The 15,520-nt window shown below is 67.2% G+C and carries 15 protein-coding genes; 6 read left to right on the top strand and 9 right to left on the bottom strand.

The window, feature by feature from the left end; all coding sequences use genetic code 11:
- Window positions 1-342: 342 nt before the first annotated feature.
- Window positions 343-2,040: a proline--tRNA ligase gene (locus tag QFZ41_RS04495; protein ID WP_429197645.1), complete on the bottom strand. Its 1,698-nt coding sequence runs from the start codon at window positions 2,038-2,040 to the stop codon at window positions 343-345.
- Between the two features lie 59 nt (window positions 2,041-2,099).
- A complete protein-coding gene (locus QFZ41_RS04490) occupies window positions 2,100-2,522 on the bottom strand; it encodes a DUF4124 domain-containing protein (RefSeq protein WP_429197644.1) in 423 nt (140 codons plus the stop codon).
- A 176-nt stretch (window positions 2,523-2,698) separates the two neighbouring features.
- Between QFZ41_RS04490 and pssA the strand changes: the two genes are divergently transcribed.
- The 3 genes from pssA to rimI are packed head-to-tail and all read left to right on the top strand — an operon-like array spanning window position 2,699 to window position 4,435.
- Window positions 2,699-3,484, top strand: a complete 786-nt coding sequence (pssA, locus tag QFZ41_RS04485; protein ID WP_429197643.1) for a CDP-diacylglycerol--serine O-phosphatidyltransferase — start codon at window positions 2,699-2,701, stop codon at window positions 3,482-3,484.
- A 5-nt stretch (window positions 3,485-3,489) separates the two neighbouring features.
- Entirely contained in the window at window positions 3,490-3,957 is a 468-nt protein-coding gene (locus tag QFZ41_RS04480; protein ID WP_429197642.1) for a hypothetical protein, read from the top strand.
- A gap of 4 nt (window positions 3,958-3,961) precedes the next feature.
- Entirely contained in the window at window positions 3,962-4,435 is a 474-nt protein-coding gene (gene rimI, locus QFZ41_RS04475; protein ID WP_429197641.1) for a ribosomal protein S18-alanine N-acetyltransferase, read from the top strand.
- Between the two features lie 25 nt (window positions 4,436-4,460).
- Here the strand turns inward: rimI and QFZ41_RS04470 are convergent, their stop codons facing one another.
- Both QFZ41_RS04470 and QFZ41_RS04465 read right to left on the bottom strand, forming a co-directional pair.
- Window positions 4,461-6,944, bottom strand: a complete 2,484-nt coding sequence (locus QFZ41_RS04470; protein ID WP_429197640.1) for an ABC transporter permease — start codon at window positions 6,942-6,944, stop codon at window positions 4,461-4,463.
- On the bottom strand, window positions 6,941-7,627 hold the full coding sequence (locus QFZ41_RS04465; protein ID WP_429197639.1) for an ABC transporter ATP-binding protein: 687 nt from the start codon (window positions 7,625-7,627) through the stop codon (window positions 6,941-6,943). Before QFZ41_RS04465 ends, QFZ41_RS04470 begins: the two co-directional genes overlap by 4 nt.
- Between QFZ41_RS04465 and QFZ41_RS04460 the strand changes: the two genes are divergently transcribed.
- From QFZ41_RS04460 to QFZ41_RS04450, 3 genes are all read left to right on the top strand, one after another.
- Window positions 7,626-8,237, top strand: coding sequence for an arylesterase (locus tag QFZ41_RS04460; RefSeq protein WP_429197638.1), 612 nt, complete (start codon window positions 7,626-7,628; stop codon window positions 8,235-8,237). The two genes, QFZ41_RS04465 and QFZ41_RS04460, sit on opposite strands and share 2 nt — an antisense overlap.
- A gap of 117 nt (window positions 8,238-8,354) precedes the next feature.
- Entirely contained in the window at window positions 8,355-9,083 is a 729-nt protein-coding gene (locus QFZ41_RS04455) for a response regulator transcription factor (RefSeq protein WP_029213612.1), read from the top strand.
- 26 nt (window positions 9,084-9,109) lie between these two features.
- A complete protein-coding gene (locus tag QFZ41_RS04450) occupies window positions 9,110-10,102 on the top strand; it encodes a sensor histidine kinase (RefSeq protein ID WP_429197637.1) in 993 nt (330 codons plus the stop codon).
- Between the two features lie 144 nt (window positions 10,103-10,246).
- Here QFZ41_RS04450 and QFZ41_RS04445 read toward each other — a convergent pair whose 3' ends face one another.
- The 5 genes from QFZ41_RS04445 to QFZ41_RS04425 form a co-directional block, all read right to left on the bottom strand.
- The gene (locus QFZ41_RS04445; protein WP_429197636.1) at window positions 10,247-10,705 is read right to left on the bottom strand and encodes a hypothetical protein; all 459 of its coding nucleotides are present in this window, start codon (window positions 10,703-10,705) and stop codon (window positions 10,247-10,249) included.
- Window positions 10,702-11,886 carry a sialidase family protein gene (locus QFZ41_RS04440; RefSeq protein ID WP_429197635.1) on the bottom strand — a complete coding sequence of 395 codons (1,185 nt, stop codon included), beginning with the start codon at window positions 11,884-11,886 and terminating at the stop codon, window positions 10,702-10,704. The genes QFZ41_RS04445 and QFZ41_RS04440 overlap by 4 nt, the downstream gene beginning before the upstream one ends.
- 2 nt (window positions 11,887-11,888) lie before the next feature.
- Entirely contained in the window at window positions 11,889-12,470 is a 582-nt protein-coding gene (locus QFZ41_RS04435; RefSeq protein ID WP_429197634.1) for a response regulator transcription factor, read from the bottom strand.
- Window positions 12,467-13,729 carry an ATP-binding protein gene (locus QFZ41_RS04430; protein WP_429200180.1) on the bottom strand — a complete coding sequence of 421 codons (1,263 nt, stop codon included), beginning with the start codon at window positions 13,727-13,729 and terminating at the stop codon, window positions 12,467-12,469. Before QFZ41_RS04430 ends, QFZ41_RS04435 begins: the two co-directional genes overlap by 4 nt.
- A gap of 74 nt (window positions 13,730-13,803) precedes the next feature.
- Complete coding sequence (locus tag QFZ41_RS04425) at window positions 13,804-15,339, bottom strand: peptide MFS transporter (protein ID WP_429197633.1); 1,536 nt, start codon at window positions 15,337-15,339, stop codon at window positions 13,804-13,806.
- Window positions 15,340-15,520: the final 181 nt, after the last annotated feature.

Genomic DNA, 15,520 nt, shown 5'->3' with positions numbered 1-15,520 from the left:
GTCGAAAGCGGTGTCGGCTAATGGGAAGCGATTATCGGATTAGCCTTACAGCGGTGAACAAGGCAAGCACCCATCGCCGCTGAAGCGGTTCCCACAACAGCATCGGGTAGACCGATCTGGAATGAACCTGGTGGGAGCCGACCTTGTCGGCGATCTCGCGGCAGCGGGCAAGGTTGCGGCAAGCACCCAATCGCCGACAGGGTCGGCTCCCACCGAAGCGGAGCCCCCACCGAAGCGGAGCCCCACCGAAGCGGAGCCACACCGAAGCGGAGCCACACCGAAGCGGAGCCACACCGAAGCGGAGCCACACCGAAGCGGAGCCCACCGAAGCCGAGTGCTGTTTCAGCCGAGCAGCGCGAAAAGCTCTTCGCGAGTGACGTTGCGTGCTTCGCTGTCGGTGCGTGCGCGGTATTCGAACGTACCCGCTTCGAGCCCGCGGCCGCTTACCACGACGCGATGCGGCACGCCGATCAGTTCCATGTCGGCGAACATCGACCCAGGGCGCAGGCCGCGGTCGTCGAGGGCGGTTTCGATGCCTGCCTGTGACAACTGTTGATAGATCGACTCTGCGGCTTCCGCCACGGTGGCGTCGTTCTTCGGATTGATCACGCAGACGACCACGCGCCAGGGCGCCATGGCCTCGGGCAGGATCATGCCGGCCTCGTCGTGGCGCTGTTCGATGGCGGCGGCGACGATGCGGCTGACGCCGATGCCGTAGCAACCCATATACATCGTGCGCATCTTGCCCTGGTCGTCGAGCACGCCCGCGCCCATGGCTTCGGCGTATTTCTGGCCGAGCTGGAAGATATGCCCGACCTCGATGCCGCGGCCGAGGCGGATCGTGCCCTTGCCGTCGGGCGAAGGGTCCCCGTCGACGACCTTGCGGATATCGGCGACGCGGTTGATCCGCGCGTCGCGCTGCCAGTTGGCGCCCGTGTAATGCGTACCCTCCTGGTTGCCCCCGCAGACGAAGTCGGCGAGCACCGCGGCGCTGCGGTCGACGACGACCGGGATGGATTCGGGCAGCCCCACCGGCCCGATGAAGCCGGGACGCGTACCGGTGGCGGCGAGGATCTCCGCTTCGCTGGCCAGTTCCGACTCGTCAGGCAGCTCGGGAAGGTGGGCGGCCTTCACTTCGTTGAGTTCGTGGTCGCCGCGCACGCACAAGGCGACGAGGCCTTCGCGGCCGCGGACGAGGATGGTCTTGACCACCTGCGACGCGGGAACGCCGAGGAAGGCCGTGATTTCCTCGACCGTGCGCTCCTTCGGCGTATCGACACGAACGAGATCCGCCGACGGCGCGTGGCGCTCGGTGGAGGGCGCGACGGCCTCGGCCAGTTCGATGTTGGCCGCATAGCTGGACGCGTCGGAGAAGGCCAGGGCGTCCTCACCGGAATCGGCCAGTACCTGGAACTCGTGGCTGGCGCTGCCGCCGATGGCGCCGGTATCGGCGTCCACCGCGCGGAACTCGAGGCCGAGGCGGGTGAAGATGCGCGAATACGCCTCGTACATCACCTTGTAGGTTTCGCCGAGCGATTCCTGGGTGAGGTGGAAGGAGTACGCATCCTTCATGAGGAACTCGCGCGCGCGCATCACGCCGAAACGCGGACGGATCTCGTCGCGGAACTTCGTCTGGATCTGGAAGAAATTGAGCGGAAGCTGCTTGTAGCTCTTCAGCTCGTTGCGCGCGAAGTCGGTAACGACCTCTTCGTGCGTCGGGCCGTAGCAGAACTCCTGTTCCTTGCGATCCTTGATCTTCAGCAACTGGCCGCCGAACTTCTCCCAGCGCCCGGTCTCTTCCCAGAGCTCGCGCGGCTGCACGGACGGCATCAGCATCTCGACCGCGCCCGCACGGTTCATCTCCTCGCGGACGACCTTTTCCACCTTGCGCAGCACCCGCAGGCCCAGTGGCGACCAGGTATAGAGGCCGGAGGCGAGCTTGCGGATCATGCCCGCGCGAAGCATCAGCTTGTGGCTGACGACTTCCGCGTCGGCGGGGACTTCCTTGACGGTGGCGAGGTGGAACTGGCTGAGGCGCATCTGCAAGCGATCCCGACGGTAAAGTCGGGATTATAGGAGGTTTCCGGCTTACCGCCGCCTCAGCTCTGGCAGTACAGCGTCATCTGCGCCTGGGCGGTCTTGATCTGGCTTTGCCGCGTGGCGTCGTCGACCTGTCTGACGCCGCCCTTGCCGTCGTCCATGGTCACGACCTTCTCGTTGTTGAGGATGTCGAGGTTCTTGCGCAACTGGCCGCAGAGCTTCTGCCGGTTGGCCGGGGTGTCGTCGTTACCGGCCGCCGCCTTCGTGCCGTTCGCGCCGCTGGAGGCCGTCGCGCTCGCCGCCGGGGCGGGAGCCGGGGCCTCGGCGGTGCCCGAGGTCTTGATCTTCTCGTACTTCACGCCGCCCGGCGGGGGCGCGTCGGCGTAATGGGTGACGCCCTGGGCGTCCTTCCATTTGTAGGCCTGGGCGAAGGCCAGGGGGCAGACCGACACGAGGAGTGCGAGAACTAGGCAACGGCGCATGCGGGTTTCCGGCTGGCTGGATGAGTGGCGCAAACAAGTATCACCCGGCGTAGGGGGGCGCAAGCGACGTGGGTCGCGGTTCCCGCCAGCGGTCGCGGCGCAGGCCCGGCGCCGCGCCCCGACTGACGCTTGACGGCGCCTGGGCTACACTGTCGGCCCATGTCACGGAATGGCCCATGAGCGATCCGATCCAAGTCCGGGGGCCGCGTCACCGCGGTATCTACCTGCTTCCGAACCTGTTCACGACGGGCGCCATGTTCGCCGGGTTCTACGCGATCGTGTCCGCGATCAACGGGCACTATGGCGTGGCCGCCCTGGCGGTCTTCGTGGCGGGCATCCTCGACGGGATGGACGGCCGGGTGGCGCGCATGACCAACTCGCAGAGCGAATTCGGCGTGCAGTACGACTCGCTCTCCGACCTGGTCAGCTTCGGCCTCGCTCCCGCGCTGGTCATGTACACGTGGGCGCTGTCGTCGCTCGTGGCCTATGGTCCGGTCTGGGGCAAGATCGGCTGGGCGGCGGCCTTCATCTACGCCGTGTGCGCGGCGCTCCGGCTGGCTCGCTTCAATACCCAGGTCGGCGTGGCCGACAAGCGCTATTTCCAGGGGCTGGCCAGTCCCGCGGCCGCGGGACTGTGCATGTCGTTCGTCTGGACGATGGAAAAGTTCGACATCCCAGGGCCGTCGGTGGCGTTCTTCGCCATGCCGCTCGCGGTGATCGCTGGCCTGCTCATGGTCAGCAACGTGCGATACTACAGCTTCAAGGCCTGGCCCAAGGGCGACCGCGTGCCGTTCATCTGGCTGATCGCCGCGGTGCTGATCGTGGTCCTGCTGCTCATCGACACGGCCCGCGTGCTGTTCGCCGTGGCGGTGATCTACACCGTTTCCGGTCCCGTGATGACGCTGTGGGGCCGCGCCGCGCATCGCCGGCGCGCCCGCCGCCACGCCAAGGCCTCGGAGTAAGCGCGATGTCCGCCGTGCCCGAACGCCGCCAGCGCCTGCTCAGGGTGATGGGTGTCACGCCCTGGCGCCTGCGGCTCGGCGAGGCGTCGACCGGGGCGGCCACCCCTGCGAACGACGAACCGGCGCCGGCCGGCGACCGCGTACCTTGCGTAGTGATCCTTCCGGCGGGGGCGAGCGGACGCGAACAAGACCTGATCGGCCGCGCGTTGCGCGCTTTCGGGAACACGACCGCACGCGCCGCACGGTTGGAAGCGGGCGAACGCGGTCTGGGCGAGGTGCCTGCCGCCGCGGCTTACCTCGTCTTTGGCGAAGCGCAGGCCCGGGCGCTGGGCCGCGATCTTCCGGCAGCCGTGATGAGCGCGGCACACATCGTGCTGGTGGACACGCCGGCGGCGATCGTCGCCGACCCTGCCGCGAAACGCAGGCTCTGGAACGGCTTGCGCGCGCTTGGACGTGCCCTGCGCGGAGCCTGAAACCATGGTCGCCGTGGCTCTCCCCTCCACTGAAGTACGCGCGATGCGCCGCGAGGATCTCGATGCCGTCGTGGCGATCGAGCACGCGTCGTACGAATTTCCCTGGAGCGCGGGCATCTTCCGCGACTGCATGCAGGCCGGGCACAACTGCTGGGTGATCGTCCATGAAGGCGATATCGCCGGCTACGGCATCCTGTCCGTGGCGGCGGGCGAGGCGCATGTGCTCAACGTCTGCATCGCCACGGCCCACCGCGGCCTCGGCTACGGCCGCCGGATGATGCGCCGCCTGATCGATCTCGCGCGCTGGTATGGCGCGGAGCGGATCTTCCTCGAAGTGCGGCCGTCGAACCCCGTGGCGAAGGATCTGTACGATTCGCTGGGATTCGCCGAGATCGGGAGGCGGCCTTCGTACTACCCGGCAAGGGGTGGCCGGGAGGATGCGATCGTGATGGCTTTGGATATGGTGCCGGGTGGGTGAGGTGGCGGGTCCGGATTCCCCCTACTCACCCCTCCCGCAACAACGCCATCGGCGAGGTTCGCAACACCCGGCGCGTACCGAACAGCCCGATCGCCATCACCACCAGCGCCGCGAGCGCGGCGGCGCCGACCAGCGGCCACAGCGGCGGCACGAAATGCTCGATGCGGAAGACCGCCTTGCCCAGCCAGAGTCCGGCTCCCGTCGCGCCCAGCGCGGCGGTCAGGCCCGCCACCAGTCCCAGCAAGGCGAATTCGCACGCGGCGGCGGCGCGCAACTGCGCGCGCGTGGCGCCCAGCGTACGCAGCAAGGCCGCTTCCTTCCGGCGCTCCTGCGCGCTGGCCGCCAGCGCCGCGGCGAGTACCAGCGCACCGGCCAGCAGACTGAAGCCCAGCACCCAGCGGACCGCGCTGCCGACGCGGTCGACGATTTCGCGCACGCGGTCGAGCAAGGCGTCGACATCGATCAGGCTCAGGTTGCCGTACTCGCGCGATACCTTGGCCAACTCGTCGGCGTGACCGCGCGGCAGGTAGAAGCTGGTCAGCCAGGTATGCGGCAGTTCGCTCGCATGGGCCGGATCGAGCAGCAGGAAGAAGTTGACCCGGAACGAACTCCAGTCCACCTGGCGCACGCTGCCCACGCGCGCGTCGAGCGTGCCTTCGCCCACTTCGAAGCTCAGCGTGTCGCCGAGCTTGAGATGGAAGCGGTCGCGCCACGACGTATCGACCGATACCTCCGCCTGCGCGGGCGAAGGGCCGGCCCAGCGGCCTTCGACCACCTGGTTCGAGGGCGGCAGATCGGCGCTCCACGACAGGCGTAGCTGCCGGTCGGCGGATTCCTTCGCCTCACCGTCCGCGAAGGCGATGCTGTCGATCGGCTTTCCGTTGATCGCGGTGAGCTTGCCCACGGCGAGCGGCATCATGTTGGTTCGCGTCGCGCCCATGCGTTCGAGCGCGCGGGCGAATTCGTCGCGCTGGTCGTCCTGCAGGTTGAGGGCGAACCAGTTCGGCGTGTCCACAGGGAGCTCGCGGCGCCAGCCGTCCAGCAACGAGGGCGCGATCACCGCGAGCAGGAGCAGTGCGCAAAGCCCGAGCGAAAGCGCCGTGGCCTGAACGAGGGAGAGACCACGGCGGCGCGCCAGTGCGGCCAGTCCGAGACGCAGGGCCGGATGGGCGCCGGGCGCCACGCGCCGCGCGATCACCAGGAGCAACGCCGAGAGCAAGGCCGCGACGACCGCCACGCCCGCAAGGCTGGCGGCGAGGATGCCTGCCAGCTTCGCGGAATCGCTCTGTACCCAGACCAGGGCGATGGCGGTGACGAGGGGCACGAGGTACAGCACGTCGAAACGGCGTACGCGCCGCTGCATGGATTCGCGGAATACCGCCATGGGGGGCACTTCGGCCAGACGCACGAGGGGAGGCAATGCGAAGCCGGCGAGGACCGCCAGCCCCATCGCGGCGGCCGCGAACGCGGGACCCCATGGCAACGTGGTGGGAATGTTGTCGAACAGCTGGCGCGCGAAGTACCAGGCGCCCTGCGCCAGGCCGAGCGCGATGGCCATGCCCAGCGCGGCGGCCGGCAGGGCCAATGCCGCGAGCGTGGTGACGAGCAGGGCCGCGACACGCCGGCGTGGAGTCCCCAGCGCGCGAAGCAGGGCTACTTCCGAGGCCTTGCGGCGAGCGTAGCGCGCGGAGGCCAATGCGATCGCCACGCCGGCGAGCAAGGCCGACAACAGGGCGGTCAGGCGGAGGAAGGCGCTGGCGCGATCGAACGCGGTGCGCATCCGCTCCTGCATTTTCTCCGGAGTGATCAATTCGCCGCCCTGCGGCAGCGCACCACTTTCGATACGGGCGCGCCATGCGGCCACGGCGGCGGGAGGCCCGGATATGAGCAGGCGGTGACGCGCGCGGCTGCCGACGGAAAGCAAACCGGCCTCGCTCGCATCGTCAAGGTTCATCAGCGCTCGCGGCGCGAGCGCGAACAACTCGCCGCCGTCCGGCTGGCGCACGAGCTCCGCCGTGACATGCAGGTCGCGGCCCCCGATCTGGATCGTATGGCCGGCCTGGATACCGAGGCCGACCATCGCCCGGTGGTCGAGGAAGACCTCGCCGCGCGCGGGGCCGCGCGCCGTACGGTCGCGGCCATCCGCTCCGCGCACCTCGAGGGTGCCTCGCAAGGGATAGGCGCCGTCGGTGGCCAGTACATCGAGCAACTGGCTGCGTTCGCCGACGAAGGCCACGCTGCGGAACGCCGCGCCGCGCGTCGCGGCCAGTCCGTCGGCGCGTGCCGAATCGAGCATCGGTTCGGGAAGGGGCGCAGGCGCGGATACGCCGAGGTCGCCCCCGATCAATTCGGCCGCGCTGACCAGGATGCCGCGCTCGATACGGGTGGAGAGGGTCGCGACCACGCCGAGCGCGATCACCGCCAGCACCAGCGACGCGGCCAGCGTGCGCAGTTCCACCAGGTGCCACTCACGTCGCAGCGTACGCAGGGCGAGCCGGAAGATGTTCACGCGGGCACCCCGAGGCGGCCTTCGTGCAGTTCCGCCGAACGGGCGCAGCGGGCGGCCAGGCGCGCGTCGTGGGTGACGAGGATGAGCGTCGTGGCATGTTGCCGGTTCATCTCGAAGAGCAGATCGCCGATGTGCTCACCGGTGTGCTGGTCGAGGTTGCCCGTGGGCTCGTCGGCGAAGAGGATGCGCGGCCGGTGGACGAAGGCGCGGGCCAGGGCGACGCGTTGCTGTTCCCCGCCGGAAAGCTGGGCCGGGTAATGGCGGCGCCGGGCGCCGAGGCCGACCGAGTCCAGCGCGGCGTGGGCGCGCTCGCGTGCACCGTTGTCGCCTTCCAGCTCAAGGGGAAGCATCACGTTCTCCTCGGCGGTCAGCGCCGGGAGCAGGTGGAACGACTGGAAGACGAAGCCGACCAGACGCCGGCGGACGGCTGCCCGGGCTTCTTCGTCCATGGCTTCCAATGCCTGGCCGTCGAGCCGGATGCTGCCGGCGCTGGGAACATCCAGGCCGGCCAGCAGTCCCAACAGGGTCGTCTTGCCCGATCCGGACGCGCCGACGATGGCGAAGCTCTCGCCCTCCGCGACCCGCAGGTTCACCCCGGAAAGGATGTCCAGCTGGCCCTCCGGGCCGAAAACCGACTTGCTAACATCCGCTACTTCGAGAAGAACACGGGAAGAATCGCTCATGCGTCGTTGCCTGGTCCTGTTGCTGTTCGTCTGGTGCGCCGTCGCCTCCGCGGCGGATGCGCCGCGCAAGGTGCTGGTGCTCGGGGACTCGTTGTCGGCGGCGCACAACATTCCGGTGGAGGCCGGCTGGGTGCGTTTGCTGGACGCCCGCACCTCGAAGATGGCGACGCCATGGACGATGGTCAATGCCAGCATCAGCGGGGAAACCTCCCTGAGCGGCCGCAACCGGCTGCCCGCCCTCCTCGAGAAGCAGCGCCCCGCGGTGGTCGTCATCGAACTGGGCGCCAACGACGGCTTGCAAGGGCTTCCGCTGAGCAAGCTCGCCGACAACCTCGACGCGATGATCGCCTCGGCGACGCGAGCAGGGGCGAGGGTGCTGCTCCTGGGTATCGAACTGCCCGTGAACTACGGCCCCCAGTACCGCGATGGCTTGCGCAAGGTCTACGCCGACGCGGCGAAGAAACACGGCGTGGCCCTGGTGCCGTTCCTGCTCGAGGGAGTGGCGCTGGATCCGGCATTGATGCAGGACGACGGACTGCATCCGACAGCGGGCGGCGAGCCACGTGTCGCGGAAAATGTATGGAAGGCGCTAAGCCCGATGCTGCGTTAGACGACGCCCTCTCCACGTTGCGTTACCCACAATGAATCTTGTTTTCGGTCTTCACGCTGTTCTCACCGGTCCGACCGTTAACTCTTCACATTTGTGAATCACCAGAGGAGTGGAGCGATGAGTACACGCGACGAACAGGCCGGTTTGATCCTTCTCGTCGAGGACAATCGCCAGATCGCCGAGATGGTCGGTGAATTCCTGGAGCGCCGGGGATACTCCGTCGACTATGCCGCCGATGGCGTCAGTGGCCTGCATCTCGCCGTTTCCAACAGCTATGACGTGATCGTGCTGGATCTCATGTTGCCGGGCATGGATGGCCTCGATGTATGCCGCAAGCTGCGCAAGGACGGCAAGAAGTCCACGCCGGTGCTGATGCTCACGGCGCGTGACACGCTGGAAGACAAGCTCGTGGGTCTCGAGGCAGGTGCCGACGACTACCTCGTGAAGCCTTTCGAAGTGCGCGAACTCGAAGCGCGCCTGCGCGCCCTGATCCGCCGCGACCGCCGCCAGGTCTCGTCCGAGGTGCTCAACGTGGGCGACATGACCCTCGATACCGCGACCCTGCGTCTCACCCGTGGCGGCCAGGAACTCACCGTCTCGCCGATCGGCCTGAAACTCCTGGCCATCCTGATGCGCGAATCCCCGCGCGTGGTCAGCCGCCGTGACATCGAACGGGAGATCTGGGGCGACACGCTTCCCGACTCCGACACGCTGCGCTCGCATCTGTACAACCTGCGTCGCGTGATCGACAAGCCGTTCGACCGGCCACTGCTGCACACGATCCATTCCGCGGGTTACCGGTTGGCCGACCTCGATTCCGAAGTCGCCGCGTCGCAAACGGCATGAAGCGGGGGCGGGTTCGGAACTGATCGATGGAAGGCAGGGCACCGCAGGGGACCAGGCGACGGCGCGGATCGTTCCGCGCGCGTATCGCGATCGTCTTCGCATTGCAGACGGCCGTCGTCGTCATCGCGTCGCTGATGGCCGCGAACAACGTCGCGCCCATCGGCGCGGCGATCGCGATCATGCTTTGTTCCGGCGGCCTCGCGTGGCTCGCGGTGTCGCGGGAGTGGATTCCCGTGGCGGCGTTGGCACGGCTGCTGGAAGGCTGGGATCCCGATCGTCCCGACATGGAAGGCCTCGACCGGGAAAACGGAAGGCAAACCGATGGCGACGTCTCGTCGCTGATCCGGGGCTTGCACGGCCTCGCGACACGCATCGAGGGCTTCGGCGAGCGCGAGCGCAATTTCACCCGCGATGCGAGTCATGAACTGCGCAGCCCGCTCACCGTCATCAAGATGTCGTCGGACATGCTTGCCGACGAGACCGAGCTTTCTGACTTCGGGCATCGTTCGCTGGAGCGTATACGCCGTTCCACGCGCGAACTCGAAGCGCTGGTCGAGGCGTTCCTCATCCTCTCGCGGGAATCCGACCAGGGTCTCGCCGAAGAAGATTTCGTGGTGAACAACGTCCTGCGCCAGGAAGTGGATTATGCGCGCGAGCTGATCGCGGGGCGTCCGGTGGAATTGATCCTCGACGAGCCGGCTTCATTCGCATTGCACGCTTCGCCGCGCGTGTTCGCCGTGCTGTGCGGCCAGTTGATCCGGCATGCCTTGCAGCAGACCGACCAGGGCACGATCGTCGTGACCGTGATGCCTGGCAGCGTGAGTGTGATCAACCCGGCGCTCGACACGCCCGAAGCCGGTAGCCGCAGGCACGCGTCGGTGGACCGGCACGGATTCGACCTGGCCATCGCGCGGCGGCTGTCGGACAGGTTCCAGTGGCCGCTGGAACTGCGTTCCCTGCCGGGCGCGAGCCGCATCGCCAGCGTGCGGTTTCCGCATCCGCAGCCCGTGGAGGCGTGAGGTCGGAGCCATCGCCGACAGGGTCGGCTCCCACCCGATTAACCGCAATCGGGTGGGAGCCGGCTAACCGGCGATGCTCTTGCCCCGGTGGGAGCCGACCCGGATTGCTGGTGGGAGCCGACCCTGTCGGCGATGGCCCTGGCCTCAGTCCACCAACCGCGCGATCCGCCCCGCATCCAACGCGCCACTGACCCCTTTGCGCGTCCCATCCGCCTTGATCGCCAACGTCCGCGGCGTTTCCCCACCCCAGGTCGGATCGATGAGGAAATTGATCCGTTCCGGGGTCGCATCCGCGTAAGCACGCGAAGGCACGGCATCGAGGCCCGCCGCTTTCAGCCGCGCTTCCAGCGCCGGACTTTCACTGATCGGATCGGTGGCGACGAAGACCAGTTCCACATCCGCGTGGCTGCGCTGGAAGGCGGCCAGCGCCGAAAGGTTTTCCTCGCAATAGGCGCAATCCAGCGACCACAACGCGAGCAAGCGCACGCCCTTGACGGGTGCCGCGACCAGGACCTGCGTCCCCGCCGCGTTCAATGCCGAAGGCGCGGCGGCGAATGACGGCATCGCCAACAGGCACGCAAACGCGGCGGTCACGTATTTCATAGCGCCTCCGTCGGCACGAGGCGGAATGTTCCGTCCGGGTTCCAGGCGACGAAAGCCCGGTGGCGCCAGAGCAGCAGCTTCGGCCAACCGGACCCACCCTCGTCGTGGGCGATGGCGCGGGCTTCCGTGAACGTCGCGCCACCATCGGACGATTCTCGCAACATCAACTCCAGGCCCTTGGCCGACACCTGGTGGTACGCGACCCACACATGCTTCCCATCCACTGCGATGTCGGCGTGCGAGGCGCCCGCCGTCGCTATCGTCGCAACGTGGCCGGGTTCGCCACCCGGATGCAACTGGCCATACCACACCGTCGCCTTGCCGTCGGCCGCGCTGAACCAGACGGCGTGGCGCGTTCCGCTCGCGTCGATCGCGAGCGACGGGCCATGGTGCGGACAGCCTTCGATGTGCCACTGGGTGAAGGTGGCGCGCTCGACCGTCGGCACGCCGCTCCCAGCGGGCAGGTTGGCGAAGGCATGGTCACGGATGTTGTCGCCGTAGATCGCCCGGAAGAACGCGTCGATCGTGCCGTCGGGTGCTCGCGCCATGGCGATCCGGCAGCACTCGCAACTTTGGTCGACGATCTTGCGCTCGCGCGCGAACGTGGCGCCGCGGTCGCCCGACCAGCTGTAGTAGGTGGCCGCACCCAGATAAGGCGTGTGCTTCGCCTTCGCCGCCTCGACATCGCGTTTGTCGATCCAGGCGACGATCACGTTGCCCTTGCCGTCGACCGCGAGCGAATCGAAGCGATGGGTGATCTCGGCGCGATCGGCATGCACGGTGATCGGCGCATCGAAGTGTGCGCCACCGTCGAGGGAGCGCGAAAAGCGTACGAAGCCCGTCCACGGAAGCTTGCGTGGCTGCGACCAGGTCACGTAAAGCTCGCCTTTCGGCCCCAGGGCGATCTTCGGCCGATTTTCGCCTTCGGCGTAGATGGGTTCGCCCGTGGGGTTGACGATGGTGGATACGGTGAAGCTACGGCCCATGTCGTCGGAGCGCCGCGCGCGGACGTGCTTGCCCACCGTGTCGACGACCCACAGGTGGCCGGACGCATCGAACGTGGCGTCGAACCCCAGAGGCGCCTCGTGGCCCATGGCCATGCCTGCCATGCCATCGTGCGTCTGCGCCGTGCTCGCGCAGGAAAGAATCGAAGCAAAAACGAGGGCGGGGAACTGGCGCATGATCAATGCTCGTCGGGCCGTTCACGTACGGGATGCTTGCTGAGCTTGCGCTGCAGCGTACGGCGGTGCATGCCGAGGCGGCGTGCAGTTTCCGAGATGTTGCCCTCGCATTCGGTCAGGACCCGTTGGATGTGCTCCCATTCGAGGCGGCGCAGCGGCAGCGGCGCGTCGGGTGCGTCGACCAGGTCGTCGAGATCGGCCGGGCCTGCATCGCCGTCGAGCAAGGCGCGGACCACGGCATCCGCATCCACCGGCTTGGCCAGGTAATCGTGGGCGCCACGCTTGATGGCCTCCACGGCGGTGGCGATCGAGGCATAGCCGGTGAGCAGGAGCACGCGCATGTCCGGAACCAGCGATTGCAGCTCGGGAATGAGGCGCAGGCCGTTTTCGTCGCCGAGCTTCAGGTCGAGCACGCAGTAACGCGGTTGGTGGCGGCGGGCGAGGGCGCGCGCATCGTCGGCGTTATCGCTGCTGATCACCTCGAACCCACGCGAGGTGAGGGCGCGGCCGAGGACGCGGGCGAAGGTGGGATCGTCATCGACGATCAGCAGCGGGCGCCCGCCGGGGGGGACGAGGTCGTTCATGCGTGGTCTCCAATGACCGGAAGAGGCAGGCGCAGGCGCATTTGTGCGCCGTGGCCGGTATTGCTTGCGGAAAGCTCGCCGTCGAGGCGTTCGGCGGTCGCTTCGGCCAGGGCCAGGCCGATGCCAAGGCCGGTCGCCTTCTGCGACAGGCCGAGCGTGCCGAGTTCGTCGAACTCGTCGAAGCCCGGGCCTTCATCGGTGACCACGAGTTCGAGCCATGGCCCGATGACGCCGATCTCCAGCGTCACGGCGGTGCTTTCGTTCAGCGCGGACGCGTCGGCGGCATTGTTGAGCAGGTTGATCAGGGCATGGCGCAACCCCGGCGGAGAACGCAGCGCGATGCGTCCGGCGCCCGGCTCGAGGGTGAGGGACACATCGGCCTCGGGCCGGAGCAACTGGAAACGTTCCAGGCAGCCGTGGATGAATTCGTCGAGGGTGACTTTCTCGGGCACCTGCGACAGCTGCGCCTGGCCGAAGGCGACCATCTCACGGAGGATCGTCCGGCAGCGTTCCACCTGTCCCTGCAGCAGGTCGAGGTCCTCGCCCAGCGCATTGTCGGTGGCGTGTTCGCGGCGGATCTCCGGGAGGAGCGTGCGCATCGTCGACAACGGCGTGTTCAGTTCGTGCGCCGCGCCCGCGGCCTGCGTGGCGATGGCCAGGATGCCCTCGTCGCGCAAGGCGCGCTCACGCACGCGTTGCACTTCGCCCTGTTGCACGCGGATGGCCTTGGCGAGGTTGCTGATGAAGACGCCGAGCAGGATCGCCATGATGACGAAATTGACGCCCATGCCAGCGACGTACAGGTCGAAGTCCAGGCTCTTGTTGCCGAGTGTCGGCAGCGGCAGGTGGTAGGGCACCAACAGTACGTAAGCCACGCCGGTGAGGATCGCCACCAGCGACACGCCGGCGATCGACAACGCAGCGGCCGACAGGGCGATCGGAACCAGGAGCAGCGTGACGAACGGGTTCGCCGCGCCGCCTGTGAAATACAACAGGTAGCCGAGCACCAGCGTGTCGGCGGCGATATGCACGATGGCCTCGCCCTCGCTGACCTTCCACGGCATGCCGAGCCGGAACGACGCCGCCGCGGCGAACACCGCGAGGACGCACACGCCGATCATCAGCGGCAGGAGGGGGATATCCAGCTTGAGCAGGGTGACGCAGGAAAGGATCGCCACGCTCTGCCCGGCGATGGCGCAAAGACGGAGCCAGGCGAGCGTGCGCGCGAGCGCGAAGGGACCGGAGCGGGACGATGGCATGCGCAGATTGTCGCTCACGGTAAGTCTCTTCGTGGCGAAAGGGCCGCTCTGCAGTGGAGCGGCCCTTCACCGCGTCACAGGTCTTCGTTATGTACGGGCGGCACCGGCGGCACGTTGGCCAGCGCGTGGTTCAGCGACAGCTTCTTCATCAACGGCAGCATGGCGACGGCGATGGCGGTGCAGACCAGGCCCACGAAGCCCAGCTTGTTGAACAGGCTGGTGTAGATCGCCAGCGATTCGAGCGGGTTCGTGATGTTGTCCGGGATGGCGGCGTAGTTGGCGACGACGCTGCCCATGTACTGCGAGACACCGGATGCCACGTAATAGGCACCCATCATGAAACCACCCATGCGTGCCGGCACGTAGCGCGCGATCATGGCCAGGCCGAGGCCGCTTACCAGCACTTCGCCCAGCGAATACAGGCCATAGCCCCAGACCATGTACCACGACGAGATCGCACCGTTGATGGCGGTGGTCGCGCCCAGCCCGTACATGAAGAAGCCGGCGGCGACGGCGGCGAAGCCGAGCGCGAACTTGGCCGCGACCGGGAAATCCTTGCCGTGCTTGCCCAGGGAGTTGTAGATCCAGACCAGGATCGGCGAAAGGATGACGATCCAGATCGCGTTGAGCGACTGGAATTGTTCCGGGATCCAGCGGAACAGCTGGAAGCCGAACAGGTTGAAGTCGAGATCGACGTTGCGCTGGGCGAACAGGTTCAGCGACGTCGACATCTGCTGGTAGAAAATGAAGAAGAAGATCGTTTGCACCGTGAGCACCAACGCCGCGATGAGGCCCGCGCGTTCGCCCGGTTCGCTGGAGCGGATCAGGTGGACGAAGATGCCGAGGATCACGATGCCGGCGGCATAGACGCAGGCCTCCGCCACGCCCTGGTTCTGCAGGATGTACGCCGAGGCGGCGATGATGAGCAGGCCGCCCACGATCACGCCGAGCACGTTCTTCAACACCGGCGGGCGTTCGTCGCAGTCGGAACCGATGTGGGCCAGGGTGCGGCGCATGAAGAAGTAGTTGACCAGGCCCAGGATGAGGCCGATCGAGCAGACGCCGAACGCGGTGTGCCAGCCGAGCGCGTCGCCGTAATGGGCGCCCACGTAATCGCGGATCCAGGGCGTGAGCAGCATCGAGATCGTCGAGCCGATGTTCACCGCCATGTAGTAGATGGTGAACGCGCTGTCGATGCGGACCTCGTCGCCTTCGTAGATCTTGCGTACGAGGTTGCCGGCGTTCGGCTTGAACAGGCCGTTGCCGAGGATGATCACGCCCAGGGCGAGATACAGGAAATAGGTGTTGTTCGTCGGTATCCAGAGCAAGGCGTAGCCGAACATCAGGACCACGGCGCCACTGAGCATCGTGCGGCGCGTGCCGAGGAACTTGTCGCCGATCCAGCCGCCGATCGCGGGGGTGGCATAGATCAGGGCGGAAGCCGCGCCCCAGACGAGGTTGGCGTCGACGTCGGCGAAGCCGAGCTTCTTCACCATGTAGGTGACCATCAGCACCTGCATGCCGTAGAAGCCGAATCGCTCCCACATCTCGATGAGGAAGACCGTGCTGAAGGACTTGGTCTGTGAAACGGGCGGGTTCTGGATTGCCATGTATTTTCCGGACACATTGGAAACAGCGAACCGGGCTTTCGCCCGGTTCCCGTCGCCGTGACCCTGAACGGATCACAACCGTTCAAGCGTAATACAAATGGTCCGCCCGGTTGTGCTGCGGCGCCAGAGGGGCGCGTCGATTCGCCACGGGCGCGCGGTGCGGCATAAGCCGGAGCCAAGG

The sequence above is a fragment of the Luteibacter sp. W1I16 genome, from assembly GCF_050434905.1.
GTDB lineage: Bacteria > Pseudomonadota > Gammaproteobacteria > Xanthomonadales > Rhodanobacteraceae > Luteibacter.
This window is presented reverse-complemented; position numbering and strand designations above follow the sequence as displayed.